This window comes from Clostridium sp. SY8519 (assembly GCF_000270305.1).
GTDB lineage: Bacteria > Bacillota > Clostridia > Lachnospirales > Lachnospiraceae > SY8519.
Genome location: NC_015737.1, coordinates 1,595,527 through 1,614,939, shown reverse-complemented (window position 1 = coordinate 1,614,939; position 19,413 = coordinate 1,595,527). Strand labels below are relative to the sequence as shown.

At 53.0% G+C, this 19,413-nt stretch carries 16 protein-coding genes; 2 read left to right on the top strand and 14 right to left on the bottom strand.

Annotated features, from left to right (window positions below; all coding sequences use genetic code 11):
* Positions 1 to 52 precede the first annotated feature (52 nt).
* The 9 genes from CXIVA_RS07600 to CXIVA_RS07560 form a co-directional block, all read right to left on the bottom strand.
* On the bottom strand, positions 53 to 1,783 hold the full coding sequence (locus tag CXIVA_RS07600; protein WP_013977423.1) for a [FeFe] hydrogenase, group A: 1,731 nt from the start codon (positions 1,781 to 1,783) through the stop codon (positions 53 to 55).
* Positions 1,777 to 3,609 carry an NAD(P)-binding protein gene (locus CXIVA_RS07595; RefSeq protein ID WP_013977422.1) on the bottom strand — a complete coding sequence of 611 codons (1,833 nt, stop codon included), beginning with the start codon at positions 3,607 to 3,609 and terminating at the stop codon, positions 1,777 to 1,779. Before CXIVA_RS07595 ends, CXIVA_RS07600 begins: the two co-directional genes overlap by 7 nt.
* 192 nt (positions 3,610 to 3,801) lie before the next feature.
* Positions 3,802 to 4,929, bottom strand: a complete 1,128-nt coding sequence (locus tag CXIVA_RS07590; protein WP_013977421.1) for a DUF362 domain-containing protein — start codon at positions 4,927 to 4,929, stop codon at positions 3,802 to 3,804.
* 44 nt (positions 4,930 to 4,973) lie between these two features.
* The gene (locus tag CXIVA_RS07585; protein WP_041727745.1) at positions 4,974 to 6,227 is read right to left on the bottom strand and encodes a dicarboxylate/amino acid:cation symporter; all 1,254 of its coding nucleotides are present in this window, start codon (positions 6,225 to 6,227) and stop codon (positions 4,974 to 4,976) included.
* A gap of 121 nt (positions 6,228 to 6,348) precedes the next feature.
* Positions 6,349 to 6,993 (bottom strand): response regulator transcription factor, encoded by a 645-nt coding sequence (locus tag CXIVA_RS07580; protein ID WP_013977419.1) that lies wholly within the window; start codon positions 6,991 to 6,993, stop codon positions 6,349 to 6,351.
* The gene (locus CXIVA_RS13420; protein WP_013977418.1) at positions 6,972 to 8,258 is read right to left on the bottom strand and encodes an ATP-binding protein; all 1,287 of its coding nucleotides are present in this window, start codon (positions 8,256 to 8,258) and stop codon (positions 6,972 to 6,974) included. Before CXIVA_RS13420 ends, CXIVA_RS07580 begins: the two co-directional genes overlap by 22 nt.
* Positions 8,255 to 9,934: a histidine kinase N-terminal 7TM domain-containing protein gene (locus CXIVA_RS07570; RefSeq protein WP_013977417.1), complete on the bottom strand. Its 1,680-nt coding sequence runs from the start codon at positions 9,932 to 9,934 to the stop codon at positions 8,255 to 8,257. Before CXIVA_RS07570 ends, CXIVA_RS13420 begins: the two co-directional genes overlap by 4 nt.
* A gap of 291 nt (positions 9,935 to 10,225) precedes the next feature.
* Complete coding sequence (locus CXIVA_RS07565) at positions 10,226 to 12,211, bottom strand: FAD-dependent oxidoreductase (protein WP_013977416.1); 1,986 nt, start codon at positions 12,209 to 12,211, stop codon at positions 10,226 to 10,228.
* Between the two features lie 118 nt (positions 12,212 to 12,329).
* On the bottom strand, positions 12,330 to 13,277 hold the full coding sequence (locus CXIVA_RS07560) for a flavodoxin family protein (RefSeq protein WP_013977415.1): 948 nt from the start codon (positions 13,275 to 13,277) through the stop codon (positions 12,330 to 12,332).
* 229 nt (positions 13,278 to 13,506) lie between these two features.
* Between CXIVA_RS07560 and CXIVA_RS07555 the strand changes: the two genes are divergently transcribed.
* Complete coding sequence (locus CXIVA_RS07555) at positions 13,507 to 14,961, top strand: helix-turn-helix domain-containing protein (RefSeq protein ID WP_013977414.1); 1,455 nt, start codon at positions 13,507 to 13,509, stop codon at positions 14,959 to 14,961.
* Positions 14,962 to 15,100: 139 nt separating this feature from the next.
* Here the strand turns inward: CXIVA_RS07555 and CXIVA_RS14495 are convergent, their stop codons facing one another.
* Positions 15,101 to 16,060, bottom strand: a complete 960-nt coding sequence (locus tag CXIVA_RS14495; RefSeq protein WP_013977413.1) for a rubredoxin — start codon at positions 16,058 to 16,060, stop codon at positions 15,101 to 15,103.
* A 258-nt stretch (positions 16,061 to 16,318) separates the two neighbouring features.
* On the opposite strand from CXIVA_RS14495, the gene CXIVA_RS07545 reads away from it, so the two are divergent.
* Complete coding sequence (locus tag CXIVA_RS07545; RefSeq protein ID WP_013977412.1) at positions 16,319 to 16,753, top strand: hypothetical protein; 435 nt, start codon at positions 16,319 to 16,321, stop codon at positions 16,751 to 16,753.
* A 147-nt stretch (positions 16,754 to 16,900) separates the two neighbouring features.
* Here the strand turns inward: CXIVA_RS07545 and CXIVA_RS14490 are convergent, their stop codons facing one another.
* From CXIVA_RS14490 to CXIVA_RS07530, 4 genes are all read right to left on the bottom strand, one after another.
* Positions 16,901 to 17,032 (bottom strand): hypothetical protein, encoded by a 132-nt coding sequence (locus CXIVA_RS14490; protein WP_278244592.1) that lies wholly within the window; start codon positions 17,030 to 17,032, stop codon positions 16,901 to 16,903.
* Positions 17,033 to 17,063: 31 nt separating this feature from the next.
* Positions 17,064 to 17,582 (bottom strand): DNA-deoxyinosine glycosylase, encoded by a 519-nt coding sequence (locus CXIVA_RS07540; protein WP_013977411.1) that lies wholly within the window; start codon positions 17,580 to 17,582, stop codon positions 17,064 to 17,066.
* Between the two features lie 218 nt (positions 17,583 to 17,800).
* Positions 17,801 to 18,025 (bottom strand): hypothetical protein, encoded by a 225-nt coding sequence (locus CXIVA_RS14030; protein WP_148267802.1) that lies wholly within the window; start codon positions 18,023 to 18,025, stop codon positions 17,801 to 17,803.
* Positions 18,026 to 18,381: 356 nt separating this feature from the next.
* The gene (locus tag CXIVA_RS07530; RefSeq protein WP_013977409.1) at positions 18,382 to 19,260 is read right to left on the bottom strand and encodes a hypothetical protein; all 879 of its coding nucleotides are present in this window, start codon (positions 19,258 to 19,260) and stop codon (positions 18,382 to 18,384) included.
* Between the last annotated feature and the right edge of the window lie 153 nt (positions 19,261 to 19,413).

The following is a 19,413-nucleotide window of genomic DNA, read 5'->3' as shown; positions in this document are numbered from 1 at the left end:
TTTTTTTCACCTGGTGGAGTCTTTTTCCTGTGGATTCTGTTTCCTGTGGAATCTATTTCTCTCCCGGCATCTTCCATGCGTGATGATCCGTATGGAGCAGATGGTGGGACTTCTCACTGAGGGGCTCTCCCAGATACTCACTGTATACCTTGGTAATCGAGGGATTCTCATGGGAGAACCGCAGATCGGTGATCTGGTCAAAGGCGTACAGGATCGGCGCGCGGGAAGCGGCCATCTCCTTGCCGTCATAGAAGGGCTGTCCGCCGCCGCCGACACATCCGCCCGGGCAGGCCATGACTTCCACAAAGTCGTACTGCACTTTTCCTTTGCGCAGCGCGGTCAGAAGTTTGTCCGCATTCGCCAGTCCGTTCACCACGGCTATCTTCAGTGTCATGCCGGCGATCTCGAATTCCGCCTCTTTCCATCCGTCCATACCGCGGACTGCGCGGAAGGCATCCGGATCCGGATTTTCACCGGTAACCAGGTAGTAGGCGGAACGGAGCGCTGCCTCCATCACGCCGCCGGTCGCGCCGAAGATATTGCCGGCGCCGGATCCGAATCCCATCGGATCATCCAGCGGTTCTTCCTCCAGAAGGCCCGGATTCACATGCTGGGAACGAAGCAGACGTACCAGTTCCCGGTTCGTCAGCACTGTATCCACGTCCGGATCCCCGCAGGCATCATTCATTACCGGAATCGCGCATTCATGCTTTTTGGCCAGGCAGGGCATCAGGGAAACGGAATATACATTCTTCGGATCGATTCCCTTGATCTGCGCCACATAGCTCTTGATAATAGCGCCAAACATCTGCTGGGGCGATTTGGCTGTGGACAGGTTGTCCACATATTCCGGATAATGGGCCTTTAAGAAACGCACCCAGCCCGGACAGCAGGAAGTGAACATCGGGAAGTCCCGCTTGCCGTCCTTCAGACGCTGAACAAATTCGGAGCCTTCTTCCATAATGGTTAAATCCGCGGAGAAATCCGTATCGAACACATAGTCAAAGCCCAGGAATTTCAGAGTGGCTGACAGCCGCTCCATGCTGGCCTCCTCCGGTGTCATGCCGAACATCTCGCCCCAGGCGGTACGAATGGATGGCGCGATCTGAACAACCGTCACTTTCTCCGGGTCATCCAGCGCGTGGATCACATCGGTGACATCATCCCGCTCTTTCAGCGCTCCCACCGGACAGTGGGTAATGCACTGGCCGCACAGCGCGCATTTGGAATCTTCCAGATCATATACTTCACGCACATCCACCTTGGCACGGGAACCGGTGCCGATGAGATCCCAGATATTGGATGCCTGGATCTTCTCACAGACCTGTACGCAGCGCAGGCACTGGATGCACTTCGTGTAATCCCGGATCAGCGGGAACTCCGGATTGCCTTTCTGCGCCGGGATATGCTTCTCAAACGGCACTTCCTGTATGTTTAGTTCTTTTGCCAGTTTCTGCAGGGAGCAGGCGCCGCTGCGGACACAGGTGGTGCAGTGGTCGTCATGCTCGGACAGAAGCAGCTGTACATTCGTTCTTCTGCCTTCCCGCGCCTTCTTGCTGGTGGTATGGATCACCATGCCCTCTTCCACCGTGTTGTTGCAGGCGGTAAAGAGTTTTTCATGGCCTTCCACTTCTACGACACAGACCCGGCAGGCGCCGATTTCGTTGATTTCCTTCAGGTAGCAGAGGGTCGGGATCAGAATGCCTACGCTGGCCGCCGCATCCAGAATTGTAGTTTTCTCCGGAACCTGGATTTTCTTTCCGTCAATGATTGCGTTTACCATACGTTTGCTTCCCCTCCCTTAAAAATACCATAGCCGAAATGATCACAGTGCAGACAGCGGCCGGATTCCTGATGGGCTTCTTCATCAGACATGGAGCATTCCATCAGACAGAAGTCATGGATCCGCTCGGCTGCCGGACGTTCGATCAGTTCCACACGTCCATGGGGTTCGTTGTCATTCAGATGTACCGGCGGCAGTTCGATTTCGTTCCGGATTTCATGCTCGAAGCCCAGATATTCGTCAATATTCACTGCTGCCACCTTGCCGCCCGCGATGGCCTGAATAACGGTAGCCGGTCCGGTGACACAGTCGCCGCCGGCGAAGATGCCTTCCGCGTCCTTGACATCCGCGGACTCCAGCGCGTCAATGGTTCCGCGGTGGAACGGAATGCCGAATTCCTGGAAGGCGCTGGAATCAATACCCTGGCCGATGGCAACCAGCACCCGGTCACAGGCCCAGCGCTCCTCCGGCTTGGCTGCCGCATCCGGCGCGGGACGGCCCTTGGAAATGGCGCCCACTTTCTGCGGCTGTACCCAGAGCGCGGCTACCCGTCCGTCCGCGTCCTTTTCGATGCGAATCGGCGCGTTCATGCCGCGGATCTCCACACCGTCCGCGATAGCTCCTTCGATTTCCTCTTCCAGCGCGGTCATATCGTTCTTTCTTCTCCGATATGCCACCCGGACAGACTTGGCGCCCAGGCGCACTGCTGAGCGGGCCACATCCATGGCCACATTGCCGCCGCCTACGACGACGATGTCCATTCCCGTGAAATCCATGGGGAAGCTGTCGCCGATGGAACGCAGCATCTCCACCGCGGAGATCACGCCTTCCGCGTCTTCCCCTTCAATGCCGATCTTTCGGTCCTGATGAGCGCCGATGGCAATATAGAGGGCATCATACTGCTCTTTTAACCGGGACAGGGAAATGTCCTTGCCGATACTTACGTTGGTCTTTGTCTGGAAACCGGACAGCTGCAGGGCGTCAATCTCCTTATCCAGAATCTCCCGGGGCAGCCGGTACGCCGGAATGCCGTAGCGCAGCATGCCGCCCAGCTGCTTCCGCTGCTCGTAGACCATGACTTCGTGTCCCATCAGGGACAGATAATAGGCTGCGGACAGACCTGCCGGGCCGCCGCCGATCACGGCGATCTTTTTGCCGGTCTGCTCTGCTTTGTCCGGAATGCGGATCTCGCCTTCGTGCTCCACTGCGTAGCGCTTCAGGCCGCGGATATTGATGGCGTCATCCACCAGCGAGCGCCGGCAGCGGGCTTCGCAGGGATGCTCGCAGATCAGTCCGCAGACTGCCGGAAGCGGATTGTCCTGACGAATCAGATTCACCGCGTCGGAATATCTTCCCTCGTGAATCAGCGCGATATATCCCGGCACATTGACATGGGCAGGACACAGAGACTGGCACGGCACCGGTTCTCTGGTCATCATCCGGCATCTGCCCTTCTGTACATGCTCCTCAAAGTCTTCCCGGAATCCGCGGATTCCCTTCAGGACCATCCGCGCGGCTTCATATCCGATGGCACAGTCCGAAGTGGTAAAAATCACTTCCGCGGTCTTCTCGATCTGTTTCAGCGTCCCCATATCCGCCTTGTGATCCAGAACCTGATTCACCAGCTCTTCCAGGCGTTCCAGGCCGACACGGCACGGCACGCACTTGCCGCAGGACTGCGCATGACTCATGTGCAGAAACGCGGAGGTCAGTTCCACCGGACAAAGCCCCGGCTGGCTGGCCACGATTCTCCGCTCAAGATCCTTGTACAGTTCTTCCACGGTTTCCTGAGCTTTGTTTTTCGTAACTATCGTTAGTCTGCTCATTTCTTCCCTTCTCCTTTTTCCAAAAAAACGGGCTTTTCCTTACATAAAGTTAGTATAGCAGATTATTTGTTATTTGTGTACTTATTTGAATACAACTTTTTGTTTTATCTGCTAAAAAAATGTTATGCCACAGGTTTCTGCAGCATAACATTCTGTCTGCTTTTTATCTGTATCCGCGGGCGCTTCTGCGTCTTACCGCATGGTTACCAGTTCGTACTTCCGGCTGCCGATGCCGATCTTCTCCGCATGCTCCAGGGTTTCCTTCCATGCGGTATTCGGATTGCTGTTCAGAAATACGTCATGATGATCATGGAACTGCGGACTGGCCATATTATCTCCCAGCTGGCTGTTGCGGATCGGCGCCGCCTGCTGACACAGATCCACACAGGCCTGGTCCAGGGCGACCGGATCAAAGGACGCCAGCATACCGATATCCGGCAGAATCGGCGCGTCATTTTCTCCATGGCAGTCACAGTTGGGGGATACATCCTGAATCAGGCTTACATGGAAGCAGGGACGTCCGCTGACCACAGCCGCGGTGTATTCCGCCATTTTCCGGCCTAACAGCTGGGGCGCGTCCATGTTGTTGTTCACAATTGCGTCAAAGGCGCAGGCCCCGAGACACCTTCCGCAGCCCACACAGCGCTCCGGATCAATCCAGGCTTTGTGGCTGCTGTAGGAAATGGCGTCGGATCCGCACTCCCGCGCGCAGCGTTCACAGCCGCGGCAGCTCTCTTCCTCCACATGGGGCTGGCCGCTGCTGTGCTGTGCCATCTTGCCGGCGCGGCTGCCGCAGCCCATCCCGATGTTTTTAATCGCTCCGCCGAATCCGGTCTGCTCATGGCCCTTGAAATGGGTCAGGGAAATCAGGATATCCGCGTCCATAACCGCATGGCCGATCCGGGCGGTTTTGCAGTATTCACCGTTTGGCACCGGTACCTCTACGTCATCCGTTCCCCGGAGCCCGTCCCCGATGATGATCTGGCATCCGGTGGAGATCGGATTGAATCCGTTTAAATTGGCGCAGTCCAGATGCTCCAGGGCATGTTTCCTGCTGCCGGGATACAGGGTGTTGCAGTCGGTCAGGAAGGGGATGCCCCCATTTTCCTTTACCAGATCTGCCACTGCTTTCGCGTAATTAGGACGCAGGAACGCCAGGTTGCCCAGTTCGCCGAAATGCATCTTGATGGCTGCAAACTTGCCTTCCATGTCGATGCGGTCAAACCCGGCCTGCCGCATCAGGCGCTGCAGCTTCTCTGTCAGGGAAACCCCCAGCCGGGTTCTGAAATCAGTAAAATATACTTTTGATGGTTCTTGCATAAAAATTCACTGCTCCTTTTCTATCTCCGGATTTTTGCTCCGGATCAGCTTTCTTTGGCCAGTCTGGCCGCTTTTCTGGCTTCCCGCCTGTTCTGCAGATTGCTGACCACCATGACGCAGGAGGCGTCTCCGGTGATGTTGACGGTGGTGCGTCCCATGTCAAAGACACGGTCGATGCCTGCCACCAGCGCGATTCCGTCTACCGGAAGTCCCACGGATGTCAGCACCATGGCCAGCATGACCATACCTGCCCCCGGAACTCCGGCGGTACCGACAGATGCCAGCGTAGCAGTCAGAACAATGGTCACCATCTGGGAGGGTGTCAGGTGAATTCCATAACAGGAAGCGATAAAGATCGCGCACACACCCTGGTAGATGGCCGTTCCGTCCATATTGATCGTGGCGCCCAGCGGAAGGACAAAGGTTGCCACTTCCTTTCTTGCGCCCAGTTTCTCGGTACACTCCAGGTTCAGCGGCAGTGTGCCGACCGAAGATGCGGAAGAAAAGGCAAATAACATTGCCGGCAGCATGCCCCTGAAGAACTTCAGCGGGCTCATTCCGCCCATGGTCCGCACTGCAATCGAGTATACAATCGCTGCATGCAGCACGTAGCAGATATAGGCCGCCAAAAGGACCTTGGCCAGGGATCCGATGATCGTCGCCCCGTTCTCCGCCACAACCGGGCACAGGAGGCAGAAGACACCGATCGGTGACAGCTTCAGGATCATCTCCATGCACTTCATGAACACTTCGTTCAGCGCATTGACGCCCTTGACTACCAGCTGCGCTTTTTCCCCTACCAGAATAATGGCAAATCCGATAATCAGCGCCATGACAATTACCTGCAGCATATTTGCCTCAGACATCGGCGTGATAAAGTTTGAAGGGAAAATATTGACAATGGTATCCATCGCCGACACCTTCTCCGGCGCGGTATATTTCAGATTTGACACAGCCAGTGCCGGAAAGTGGCTTTTGAACAGGTTCGCCACAAACAGGCCGATGATGGTGGCAAACGCCGTGGTACAGAAGTAATATACCAGCGATGAACCGCCGATGGCGCCTACGGTCTTGATATCTTTCATGGATACTACGCCTGCCATAATGGAGAACAGAACGATCGGCACGACAATGAATTTGACCAGATTCAGAAAGATCGTACCAAACGGCTTGATATACGTATTGGCAAAACCTGCCTGACTCTGAATCAGAAGTCCTACAACAATGGCAAGAACCAGCGCGATAAAAATCTGGCCTGCCAGGGGCATTTTCTTTTTCTGCTTTTTCTTTTCTTCCATAGATTGCTTACCTTTCTTATTTATATACATGACGAACTATTTTACCATGCAGGCAATCTGCAGACAAGAAAATTCAACTTTTCCACGCAATGTACATCATTTTATACACAGCATTTTTATATTACTCATCCAGCCATTCCTTGTCAATAATGACCAGGCCATGTTCCCTGGCCTTTACCGCCAGTTCCGTCCTGGTATGAAATCCGGTCTTGTCCAGCATGCACTGAATATATTTTTTCACAGTATTGACCGACAGATACAGATGCTCGGCGATCTCTGAATTTTTGTATCCTCCCGTCATCTCCCGGAGAATCTCCAGTTCCCGTACGCTGAAGCTGGCGCTGGTGGTTAATCCGATTTCCACCTCCGGCGGCGCGTCCGGATATACGGATTCGCCTGCCATGGTCCGGTCCATCAGAGACAGAATGGGCTCTTTGCTGATATCCTTGTACCAGAAGCTCTCCACGCCGATGCTTCTGGCCCGCTCCATCCAGGAATATTCCGGCATGGACGTCACAATAATGATCCGGATGCCCGGTTTTTTTCGTTTGATCCGTTCCGCCGCTTTCAGACCGCTGGATCCGTTTTTTGTAAGTACATCCATCAAAATCAGGTCCACCGGGTTCTTCAGGCAGTAAATATCCGCCAGTTCCGCGCTTTCCAGACTTTTCACCAGCTGATACCGCTCCGACTGTTCGATAAACAGTTCAAACAAATGCCGGGGCATCGCCTGGTCTTCTACCACTAACACCTTGTATTTCTCCATCCTTTTCTCCCTCTGCTGCCGCCCGCATACGCGGGCAAAAAAGCGGTCAGCTGAAACTCCGGTGCCGAGGCAATCTCCAGGGTTCCGCCGATTCCTTCCACGCTTCCGCGCACGCCGGACAGACCGCCCCCTTCCCGAATGGGACCTTCCGGCGGCTTCCCGTTGTTGCGGCAGGTCACATGCAGCCCGTCTCCCCGGGATCTTATCCGGACATAGAGCTCGGTGCCATCCGCATGGGATACTGTATTGGTCAGACACTCATGGATGATTCTGGCTAAAACCCGACCTTCCCGACTGTCTTCCGGCGGCAGGCTTCCGTCATAAAAAATGCTGACACCCACGGTTTCCGCTATGTCTGCCAGATCTTCATAGGCATCCTGCGCGGGCGGATCTCCCTTCCAGAGCATGCCCAGGTTCTGCTGCCACAGAGTCACCAGCTGCCGGCGCTGCTCTTCCCTCTCGATTTCCGGATGCTGCAGCACATATCTGGCCGCTAAAAGCAGCTGCCCCAGGCTGTCGTGGATGTGGATTCTGGCCTCCAGCATTTCCCGCTCCCGGGCGACGGCTTCCACCGTTTCCCCGTAGATCTGCAGCCGTTCATTCATGGCCTCCAACATTTTGTTTTCTTCCGCGATTTCCATACTGAGTTCATACTGCCGGGTCACATCCATCGCCTTCAGTTCACAGACCGGATAGCCCCTGCTGCGGATTCTTCTGGTAAAACTGTACACCGTTCCGTCCGGCATACGCAGAATCGGGTGTTCTCCCGTCTGACGCAGGCACTCCCAGAAATGTATCCCGTTGGTCAGCTCCTCTCCGCAGATCCGCCGGCACAGTTCTTTCATCTGGTAATTCACCAGAAAAACCCTTCCGTCCGCGCCGTAGAAACACAGTCCCACCGGAAGGTAATTAATGCTTTCCTGTATGGACTCCTGCGTAATATGACTGCGGTGCCACCGCTGCAGATACCTCATTTCCAAAATCAGGAGCACCGCCAGAGCAATCAGGAGTCCCGCCAGGAAGACCGCCGGGGCTTCACCGGCATATTCCCTTGTTTTGTCGTAAAGTTTCCACTCCATGCGCATGCAGACAAGCTGAAAACCTGCCGCCAGGCCGAAAAGGCCCAGACAGAAGAGCCGTACCTTCCTCTGATGTCTGTCCCGGAAGGCAATCATCACACAGACCAGCGCCAGCTGTGTGATCACCATCAGAATCACCGGCAGCAGCCCGTGCAGAAGCGGATGCAGTTCCCGATATACGGTCATCGTCCCCCTCCTTTCCGGCTCAGGCTCAGATAATATACACCATCCTCTTCCTCTGCTGTAAAAAACAGTCCTTCCGCCGCGTACCGTTTGAGCGGATACAGGGCGGAAGACAGCTTTCCGTCTTCCAGCAGTTCCACACTCAGCCGCAGTTCCGTCCCCTGTTCCGTTACTGTCAGCGTGATCAGTACCGCCGCCAATACCGGCAGCACTTCTTCCACAGTTCTCTGGAAAAATTCGTAATATTCTCCCCCATACGCGCTCCGGCAGCTGCTGTTCCCCTGCAGACGGAACGAGGCTGCCGCTCCGTACAGATTCAGGTATTCCGCGGATTCCCGGAAACACAGAGCCAGTTCTTCGGCCGCAATCCCTTCTTCTCTTTCCTCCAGCAGGCACAGATTGCTCCGCCGCTTGATGTAAGCCGCACAGATACAGGCCTCGCCCAATCTGCGCTGAAATCCGTCCCCGTCATGCTCCTCCTCCAGCTCATCCAGCAGCTTTTCCAGGGCGTTCATCTGGGGCCGGCAGATCTGCAGCATGGAATCATAGAGCCGGTTCTGTTCTTCCAGCGCCGCCCACTGCTCTTTCATCTCATTCTCTGCCACCAGCAGATCCTTCTCCCCAGACAGGCTCTCCCGGATCTCCGCCAGCTCGTCCCGAATCTGATGGATCATTTCCAGGTCATTTTCCCAGTACACACAGCCGCCGGCAATCCGTTTGCCGCACAGCTGGGTATGCTCATCCAGCCAGATACAGCTGTCCGCCGCTTCCCTTTTTTCCATCGGATTCAGATACCGGGCAGTTTCCGACACATACATCACCTGTCCCCCGCTGTCCGTAATCTGCGCCGCCACCGAAGAGGCGTCGAAAAATTTGTCATAAGACAGATTGGACGGAATCAGGCCGATCAGAATACAGCTTTCGATCAGCGCGACAAACAAACTGCAGCAGGCCTCCGGCATCTGAATCAGGCGCCAGGAAAAAAACAACGGTCCCCGGATATAGCAAACGGAATACACCGCCAGCGCCAGAATCCATAAAAAAGGAACCAGGTGCTGCCGCCGGCTGTGCCGGATCCGGCTCCTGTGCAGCAGGATGACCACACTTGCGCTTAAAACAAATCCGATCCAGATCACTGCGCAGAAGTACAGCCACCCATACCGGTACTCTGTATTCCACTGCGCCATACCCGGCCGGAAACGAAAGGCCTGCTGGTGCAGATCATTGGTCAGGATCCCGGCCAGAAGCGCGCAGGCCGGTATCCAGAGCAGATTCGCCCGGTGCGGTACAAAGGAATCCTCCTCCCCGATACTCAGTGCCAGCAGCAGGCAGAGCAGGGGAATCAAAATGAGCGGGATATAATAAGCGTACCACATCTGGCGGTCCAGGGTCTCAAGATGGGAAAAGTAATCGTATTTGCAGTTCCGGAAAAACATCCAGGCGATCATCAGCCCCGCGCATCCGATCAGCTTCCTGCGAATCGGCGGTGCCAGAATCCGGCGGCGCAGTCCGATGGTCCATGACAGCAGCAACGCAATATACCCGGAAGCCGTCAGGGATCCCTGGAAACCCATGTTTTCCGAAAGTATCCTCCAGATGTTTGAATAGAAAAGAATGCCAAAAAATAAAAGCACATAGATCAGTATTTTCCGGCGGGCGTTGGTAAAAATATTGGTCATAGGCAGGTGCTCCGATTTCATAGTTGTTTATTTTTTTATTTTATCATATTTCAGGCAGAAACATGTAATTTTATAGTCTTTCATCCCGTTTTTTCTGTTTTGTCTGTTTTCTTTCCTGTTTCCCCCTTTTTGTATCACTAACCCCCCAGCAAAAACGGCATGAGATACCTTTTCCCCGATGCGCCAGCCGTAAAAAAACGGACGCAGCCTTCCCCTCCCGGGTCAGACTGCGTCCGTATCCCGCCGGCAGGTCTCGAAAACCGCCTGCCGGCAGAAGATATGCTCGGATGATTATTTTGCGATTTCCACAGCGGCAAGATATGCGCTCCGTGTGGCCTGATCCACCTTACCCGGATGGATCGCGTCACCGATGACATATACTTCCGCGTCGCCGGCTGCTTCTTTCAGCGCGTCATAGTTTACGGTCTTCATACCCAGCGCGTAGAGTACCGTATCCGCCGGAAGCTTCTGTACGCCCTCCGCGTTCTCCACGGTCACGCCGTCTGCCTCGATCTCCAGGCATTTGGTTTTTGCCATAGAAGCCACGCCGCACTTCTCCATTTCCCATACCAGGGCTTCCCGGTACATACCAAAGGATTCGTTGGCGATCCGGTCCAGCATCTCCACAACAGTTACTTCGTGGCCGGTTTTCTGCAGATACAGGCCTGTCTCGCAGCCTACCAGGCCGCCGCCGATCATCACGATCTTTTTCCCCGGCTTGCAGGTGCCGTCATATACTTCCATGGCCTGATGCGCGCATTCAATGCCTTTGATCGGCGGGCAGGAAGGTACGGAACCGGTAGCGATTACGACTGCGTCTGCGGCGAATTCCCGGACAAATTCCGGTGTTGCCTCTGTATTCAGTCTGACATCGATGGGACGGCGCTCCACTTCACCGATCAGCACTTTCTTGAAGTTGCGCAGATCCGGCTTATCGATATCCACATCGGTAAAGTACAGCAGTCCGCCCAGCTTCTCCGCCTTGTCCACCAGCGTCACCTGATGGCCTCTGTCTGCGGCTGTGATGGCTGCCTGCATACCTGCAGGGCCGCCGCCGATCACCAGCACTTTCGCGGATTTCGACGCATCCGGCAGGGTGTTCGGGTCAAAAGGCAGATGGGCCAGCGGATTGATGGTGCAGTGTCCCACATACAGCGCCAGCTCTTCACTGGTAAACGGAAGATCATCGTAGCCTTCCTCCGGAGATCCCGGGAAGCACTTGTAGCAGCGCAGGCATCTGCGGATCCTGTCCTCTTCCCCGGCAATACATTTGTTGGTGAATTCCGGATCTGCCAGCATCTGGCGTCCCAGGATCGCAAAATCAATCTTTCCTTCCGCGATTGCCTGTTCGCACATTTCCGGTGAGTTGATCCCGCCGACTGCCCCCACCGGCAGTTTGGTATATTTCTTTACAATGGAAGCCGGTTCGATATTCAGACCATGGGGATGGAACATGGAGCTTTCCGTACCGGATTTTACGGATTCCTCGTAAATACCGCAGGTAACATGCACAGAAGTAATATAATCCTCCACCCACTGCACAAACTGTCCGGTTTCCTCCGGGGTAATGCCGTGAGGCTGGTGGTCTGTTCCGTCGATCCGCAGCTCAATCAGGAAATCCGGGCCAACGGCTTCACGGATCGCCTTGATGATCTGGATCGGGAATTTTGCCCTGTTTTCCAGTGATCCGCCGTATTCATCGGTTCTGGTATTGATCAGCGGGGAAAGGAACTGGGTAAAAAGGAATCCATGGCCGCCGTGAATCAGCACACCGTCAAATCCGCACTTCTGCATGTATACCGCAGCTACCGCGAAATCATGGGCGATCCGGTCCATATCGTCTTTGTTCATAGGGCGTACGTCCACACCTGCGGAATTTTTGCAGGCAACCGGTCCGATGGCTTCCTGTTCCGGTGTAAACGGCACTTTCTCCTTGCCGCAGTGTACGATCTCCGCCAGGGCAATGGCGCCGTGGCGCTGAATCCTTGTGGCATACTCAGATACCGCGTGGAAGGTCTCCATATCCTCTTCCGGTTTCGCGAAGTCAAAGGGACGGAAACCCGGGATACGCACCGCGTCCACAAAGTTGACGTCTGTCTCGCCGACAATGACACAGGCATTGCCGCCGGCCGCGCTGCTCTCCAGCTTACGGTAGGTGAACTCCCGCGCTTCCGGGTTCTGTACAATCAGGCCAAAGGCCATGGGCGCGCTGACCACGCGATTTCGATAGGTTCGGTTTCCCACCTGCATCGGGCTTAATAAATGTTCGAATTTCATTGACATCCTCCTTTTGCTTCCTCTTTCTTCTGCTTCCAGGGGCTCATCCGCGTCCCTTCTGTATCTCCTGCAGTTCCTGCTGTCTCCGCTGTTCCTGCCGTCTCTGTCATGCCTACTTTCAGTCCAGTTCCGGGAATTTCAGCTCTTTATATTTTACCACACGCTCTGCCACTGTTTTCCGTTTTTCCGGATCCATGAAAAATCCGCCCTGGGTTTCCGCGATCTCATCACAGTGGATTCCGCGGCCTTCTTCTGTGGTGCGGTCCCGCTCCAGGCCATTGGGCGCAATGACAAATTTCCAGCGGCCGTCCGGCGTACGCTCCAGATCTCCGCCGGCGCCGCAGACGGTGCATTCCACCGGGAACTGCAGTCCCTTCCACTGCGGTTCGCCCAGGCAGAGGGAATTGCTGTGGCAGTTGGGGCACCAGCCGTAATCCGGATCCCCCAGCCATTTGCGTTCCTCGGGTTTTGTCTCCAGCGCTTTCATGACATTCTGGCCGATTTCCCGGGCCCGGGCTACTTTTTCTTCATACAGAAGCACCTGCGCCGGCGCCGGCACCTGTGTCGCCATGTACATATCCACGATCTTGAAGCTGTTGGTAAATGTGGTGGCCTGCATGCACTCCAGGGCCATGGACTGCCAGGATCTGGTGGATCCGCCCACTGCAATCAGCGCGCCGACACGGTCTCTGGGTTCAATGGCGCCGATCTTGGTTAAAAAGGCGGATTCATACGCCAGGTTTCTGTGCATAAATTTCAGGAACAGGGAAGACGGCATCAGATCATAGGTCGGCGCCGAGAAGATCACCGCGTCCTGATTCAGCATCACATCCATGATTTTCTTCTTGTCATCCGCGTCATCCAGGGAGCAGCCGGTGTACTTGCCCATGGACATGCCGATGGTGCAGGAGGTACATCCGTTGCAGTCAATAATGTTATAATCCTTCAGATTGATCATGCGCACTTCCGCGCCCATTTCCTGACAGGCTAACAGTGCCTCTTTCAGCAGAATCTCTGAATTGCTGTCTTTTCTTCCGGCTGTTACGCCCATTACCTGAAATGCCATAGTTCTTTCCTCCTGAAACTCTCTATTCGTTACTGTGTCATCCAATTCTTTTTCCAGTGTAACAACTCAGATTTCAGAAGAAAAGATACAATTTGCAGCAAAATTATATTATAATATCAAAAATACACTACAGTTTGTTCCTTTATGACAGGAGCAGAGAATTGCCCTGCGCAGACCGGCAGTCTTGTTTCTGCTGGGATTCCTGTGTACAGGCAGAAAGGAGTGACCCGTGAAATTCAGCCTCTGGATGATCCGCCAGGCTCTCGCCGATTATGAGCCCGTGGTCTATATTCGCGGCATCGAAGCCCGCAACATCGAAAACATCCGTATGTATTCCGAACAGGAGGAACGCCGCAACCGGTTCCTGTATATTGAAAAAAGCAGCCATATTTTTCATGATGACAGTGAAAAGGTCGTCTGTCTCCACGGGAAAAACTATATGATTCTGGAAGAAACGGATATGAATCTGATCTTTAACCGGATCCTTACTTTTCTGGAGGAAAAACAGGCCTGGTCCACCCGGCTCTCCGCCATGGTCTCCGGCAACTGTATGCTGAAAGATGTTCTGACCGAATTTTCCGATGTGCTTCCCATGCCCATCATGGTGCTGGACGCCAGCCAGGTCGTGCTGGCCCACTCCGGCAATTACGGCATCGGTTCGGTGGATGAGCCCTGGGACAAAATGCTTGCCACCGGCACCTTCGGCGTGGATATCATCGAGGAATACAACCGCCTCTACCGGCATCTGATTCCCTCTAAAACCCCGTATCTGGTCCCTGCCAACCCTTTTCCCTTCCAGAGTTACAACCGCAACATCTATATTGAGAATGAGTTTATGGGATTCGTCACTCTGATTCTGCAGGGAAAAACCCTGGACAATGCGGAAAAAGACTGGTTCGATGTGGCCTGCCAGTATGTCATCAACTGGTTCTTTCTCTACGCCAGACAGAACGAAATCCTGATGATGCAGACCGCTTTCCGGGATATGTTAAACGGACGCACTGCCGACCCGGAACGCTTTCAGGGTGCCTTAAACACCCTGGGCTGGCAGACCGGCGCCTCCATGCGTCTGCTTTTGCTGGACTGCATTTCGGATCATCTGAACATGAACCAGCATGTGGCAAAAATCCTCAACCGCCGGGCAAACCTTTTTTTCGCTGCGGAATATGAGAACTGCATCGCAGTCCTGGTCAATGAATCCGCCGCATCCCTGGATACCGTGCGTTCCATCGCCCAGCCCCTGCTGAAAAACAGCGGGTACTACGGCGGCATCAGCAACAGCTTCTCCAGCCTTTCCGAACTGTCCGGCTTCCTGATCCAGGCCCGGACAGCCATGGAATACAGCCCCTCGGAACCCGGGATGCTCTATCCCTGCGAAGATTATATCCTGCCCTTCCTTCTCCTGACGGTGCGAAACAATACCCGGCTGGAAATCCGTCACCCGGCTGTACTGGCGCTGCGGGACTACGACCGGGCTCACGGCAGCGACTATGCCCGGCTGCTGTATACCTATCTGACACACCTCTGCAGCCAGTCCGGCACCGCCGAGCTCCTGCACCTGCACCGCAGCACACTGATCCGCAGGATTCACTGGATGGAACAGAAATACAGCCTGGATCTGGATGATTACCAGACCAGGCTGCTTCTGCTGCTTTCTTTTGAATATGAAAAAATCCTGCACTAACCGCTCCCTGCCCGATGCCGGCAGCTGTTTCGCGGCAGAAACGCCTGCCGGGGACACTCCGGACCCGAAACACCGGGCGGAGCAGGCATTCACGGAAGATCCGCTTACCGCGGCTCCTTCCCACATGCGCCTGCTTGATTTACGCGCGCTGGAACTTGCCCTTTTCCTGTCTGCAGCGCGGACATTTCCAGTCTGCCGGCAGATCTTCAAATCTGGTTCCTGCAGGGATTCCGTGTTCCGGATCTCCCACGGCCGGGTCATAAACATAACCGCAAACGGAGCAGACGTATTTGCCGGTGGCTTTGCCCGCCTGAATCTCTGCCGGCGCAATGGTCTCCGGCGGATTATCCAGGTCGATCACCCGGTCTGCCTCCAGATTCTCATAACCCAGCGGCGTATGCGTGGAAATATATACGGTAGGATGCTCCGCCACAAAGGCCCGCACGCGGTCCAGCGTCTCTCTGGCTGCTGACACATCTTCAAAGACGATCGACAGCTTGTTGTCATACAGAGCCTCATCCGTATAGGTGACATCGCCGTGGATCATATAGAATTTGTCATCTTTTTCCACAATGACCAGACAGTTGCCGGTGGTATGTCCCTTGGCCGGAATGTAGTACACGCCCTCCGCGATTTTTTTGGATGCCGGGAAATTATAGTAAGGGCCGTCCGTAAATTCCGCCGGATGCACATTCGGAAGGTTCTTCAGCTCATCCGCCTCTGCCTCTTCCGCGGAACAGATGATTTCCGCATGCGGAAAACTTCTGAGCTCACCGGTGTGATCCGCATGCTTGTGCGTCACCAGGATCTTGTCCACCTGTTCCGGCTGATAGCCGAGCTTTGCCAGTCCGGACACATAGTCATCCACCCGTGTTCCCATATAGATCACGGTTTTTTCATCCGGTACCTGCTCCGGCATTTCCTTCGGCACACCCGTATCCACCAGGATCACTTCCCGGCCGGTGTCAATCACATAATTCTGCAGGCTGGAACGGTATCTGACCGTGGGATCATAGGCTTCCATGCCTTCTTCGCCGCCCATTGCCATCGACTGAATCATATACCCGTTTTCAAATAACCTGACCGCTTTGATTTCCATCTGTCCATTCCTCCATTTCAAAAATACAGGGTGCCAGCGAAGCGCCCCATGGTTCCGGTTCTGCTTCTCTGCCACTCATTTGCTTTATTATTGCGTGCAATTATATTGTGCACAATCTTTATGTTTTTACTTTACACCGCCGAGGAAAAAATTGCAAGTGTTTTTTTGTCCGCTTTTCTATGCTATGATGATAAAAGAATACCGGCTGTATTATAAGTGGACCGGTTTTATGAAAACACACGGAAAGGAGACCGCCGCATGGACAGAACCGCTTATCTTACCCGTCAGCTTGCAGAAATCGAACGGGCCATCGCGCTGGGACGTCTGGCAAAAGCCAATGCCGCGTCCATCCACGAGCTCTACAGCACCAGAGACCCCAATACCACCGATGACATCGATTACTCGGAGGACACCTTCAAATACTTTGACACCAACGACGCCCAGGGGCAGGTCGAACAGCTCCAGATGCAGATTAACGACCTGAAAGCGCAGATGATCCGCATCAAGACCGCCAACGATCAGCTCCTCTTAGACGGCGGCTTTCTGCCCTGCATCGACCGGGAAATTGCCGACATCTTTCTGACCCACACCCTGTGCCGGCTGAAAGCCCGGGATGTGCAGACCCCTGCCGCCATCGAGGACACCGTGCAGGCCCTGTGCCGGCTGCGGGATGAGGTAGCTGCGCTTTTGTAAGCCATCCTCCTCATTCTGCTGCATACAGAACCATCCCCCGCCGATCCGGCAGACACCTTTTTCGTGGAGCAGACCGCCAATACCAGCCTGCGTCTGTGCTCCTGACCGCCTTTGTCTTCGGATTTGCCCCGGCACTGATCCGTATTTTCATGCAGGATCTTCCATCGTATCCATTGGCACCGTCATGCTTCGCCGGCAGCTCATCACCATGGTCTGTGTCGCTTTTATCCTGCTGATCACCATTCTCTTCCAGTCCTTTGGTAAAATCGCAGGTTCCATGTTTTTGGCTTTCAGTCGCCAGGGTCTTGTCTTACCGGATCTTTTTTACCTGCGCACCGATCACTTCCCCCCAGGCGCCCACCAGCCGCTCCAGACTCCAGGCCGCATTCGCCGGGCTGGTGGACGGCAGCCGCCGGATAGCTCTGCCGGTTTTCGGCATCGTATATTTCTGATACAGTTCACAGGCTTTCGCCCCATTTCCGCAGATCATCTGAATGTCTGCTGTCTCCAGGATCTGTGACAGGTCATTCGCCGTCACATTCCGGATGCTGCTGTCACTGGATCCGACGATATCACAGCTGGCGATCACATCCCAGACCGCGATCCCATGGCTCAGAAGCAGCGCTTTCTTCTCCGGAATCGTATCCGGCACCGGACTGCCGGTCAGAGCCGCTGCTACTTTCCAGAACCGGTTCCGCGGATGCCCGTAATAAAAATGATTTTCTCTGGATTTTACGGAAGGAAATGTTCCCAGGATCAGAATCCGGCTGTCTGCGTCATAAACCGGTGCAAACGTGTGCACTACATGTGTTTCTTTTCCTTCAGCCATGGGCGGCTGCCTCCTTTTTGCTCTTCACGCCTCCGTGTTATCAACCATATTATACACGATACTGCACCGGAAGAAATGTGTACAAAAACAGCCATCCGGGCGGCGACAGGATACCCCTCCCAGATAAATAACTACCGAAGAAGGATCCTGTCTGTGAACCTCAGATGGCTGATGTGTCAGGAAAGCTATGAACTTATCAGGTTTTGATAAATCCCCGTTTATTTTCGTTTCAATCGGAAGACCGCTGCTCCGATACAGAAGCCGGCAAAGACCGCAATTCCTGTATAATCTCTGAATATCATAAACTTAAAGCTCAGAAGCAGGAGAATTATGTTCAGCACTAACAGAATCGGTTCGATAAAATATTTGTCCTCCGCCTTGATGAATGCATACACGGCCAGTAAAATTCCAATTGCAATCAGGGGAATACAGCGAACTGCCATATATCCTGCGGCAGAATAGGACTTCACGAAGTGCTGCACTAAAACAACACACCAGGAATCCCTCAGTATTGCGATAACATTTGCGCATATCAGTATAATGCTGGAAATAAGCTTATTCTTTTTCATCCGATTGCTCCTTATCCTACCGTGTTTGTTACTACAGGACAATCCGTGGTAAATTTCCATGTTTTGCTAAAAGTTGATACCAGAAGTAAAACTTTAACATATAAGAACGGTAATGGGAAAATAATCTTAACAAGAAAAATTCCCTGTTCAAAAAATAGAAGGGGCGGACAAAAAGGGCTCTAGCTTGTCCAAGAAAACGTCCGCACCCCCGGCTCGACAAAAAAATTATTTTACAACTTTTCCCATATTGTAACTTCTCCGTTTTTGTCTGTTATCTCTAAATAATCATCAGACGAATTAATCTTTTTTCCCAAATTTAACTGTTGAAGTGAAGAATCTGAACCATTAATTAATATCCCTGTATAAATGGAATTGCCCGGTTTGGCATATATTACTTTTCCATGAATAGTATATTTCCCAGTTTTTTCTTCCTTTGTGCCTCTTTGCAAATTACAGGTAAAATCATTGTTGAATATAAGCTTTGACCGACTTGCGTTTAATGCAGAAATTTCACCATTTTCATCTAATTTCACCTTCCAGGAGCATTTCCAGCTACCACTTAATTTTTGTGCAAAACTCTTGTCTTTTGGCTCTGTTAGATCCATCCGGTCAATATCGCGGTAAAGTGTACATTTCGAACCATTCATGCCTACAATAGAATCCGTCTGAGCACGATAGGAATAAATTATTTTTTTATTGTTAATGGTACAGATTAATTTTGTTCCATTTAACTTATAAGTTCCGGAATAAGTAACTTTTTCAGATACGTTAACGTGAACCTGTGCATCCCTATTTTTCTTATCTGAGATAGTTGCTTTTGAAATTATCAATTTTCCATTTTCCAGAAAATTATAATATTTCCAGTACATTTGATCTTTGACATTAGCACCCTTTGAATCATCGCTGCTTTTTGGTAAAACAACCCATCCACCGAGAATATCACTGGTAATGTCTGAATAATAAACATTCTCTTCCGTTGTTTCTGATGTTTCCGATGATTCTGAAGTTGTCTTACTTTGATCTTCTTTTCCGCACGCACAAAATATAAAGCTTATCAAAGATACGGCTAACACAAAGAGAAGTGTCTTTTTAAAACGAATCATTTCCAATTTACTACATTGCTCCTTTCGTTTTATTTTAAATCTTCTCTTGATAGTGTTAAGCAATGTTCGCAAAAGCCATCCGGACTCATGCCAGAATGATTAAGCGGCTTCCTTTGGTAACAAGACTGATATCGACTCCTCTTTGATATACGCTCTGGA

Bases quoted from the DNA above. Each gene is read 5' to 3' on its own strand.
- CXIVA_RS07565 (WP_013977416.1), bottom strand. From the start codon at position 12,211: ATGAAATTCGAACATTTATTAAGCCCGATGCAGGTGGGAAACCGAACC.
- CXIVA_RS07580 (WP_013977419.1), bottom strand. From the start codon at position 6,993: ATGGAGAAATACAAGGTGTTAGTGGTAGAAGACCAGGCGATGCCCCGG.
- CXIVA_RS07560 (WP_013977415.1), bottom strand. From the start codon at position 13,277: ATGGCATTTCAGGTAATGGGCGTAACAGCCGGAAGAAAAGACAGCAAT.
- CXIVA_RS07600 (WP_013977423.1), bottom strand. From the start codon at position 1,783: ATGGTAAACGCAATCATTGACGGAAAGAAAATCCAGGTTCCGGAGAAA.
- CXIVA_RS14030 (WP_148267802.1), bottom strand. From the start codon at position 18,025: ATGGCAGTTCGCTGTATTCCCCTGATTGCAATTGGAATTTTACTGGCC.
- CXIVA_RS07585 (WP_041727745.1), bottom strand. From the start codon at position 6,227: ATGGAAGAAAAGAAAAAGCAGAAAAAGAAAATGCCCCTGGCAGGCCAG.
- CXIVA_RS07540 (WP_013977411.1), bottom strand. From the start codon at position 17,582: ATGGCTGAAGGAAAAGAAACACATGTAGTGCACACGTTTGCACCGGTT.
- CXIVA_RS13420 (WP_013977418.1), bottom strand. From the start codon at position 8,258: ATGACCGTATATCGGGAACTGCATCCGCTTCTGCACGGGCTGCTGCCG.
- CXIVA_RS07595 (WP_013977422.1), bottom strand. From the start codon at position 3,609: ATGAGCAGACTAACGATAGTTACGAAAAACAAAGCTCAGGAAACCGTG.
- CXIVA_RS07590 (WP_013977421.1), bottom strand. From the start codon at position 4,929: ATGCAAGAACCATCAAAAGTATATTTTACTGATTTCAGAACCCGGCTG.
- CXIVA_RS07570 (WP_013977417.1), bottom strand. From the start codon at position 9,934: ATGACCAATATTTTTACCAACGCCCGCCGGAAAATACTGATCTATGTG.
- CXIVA_RS07545 (WP_013977412.1), top strand. From the start codon at position 16,319: ATGGACAGAACCGCTTATCTTACCCGTCAGCTTGCAGAAATCGAACGG.
- CXIVA_RS14495 (WP_013977413.1), bottom strand. From the start codon at position 16,060: ATGGAAATCAAAGCGGTCAGGTTATTTGAAAACGGGTATATGATTCAG.
- CXIVA_RS14490 (WP_278244592.1), bottom strand. From the start codon at position 17,032: ATGGAACCTGCGATTTTACCAAAGGACTGGAAGAGAATGGTGATCAGC.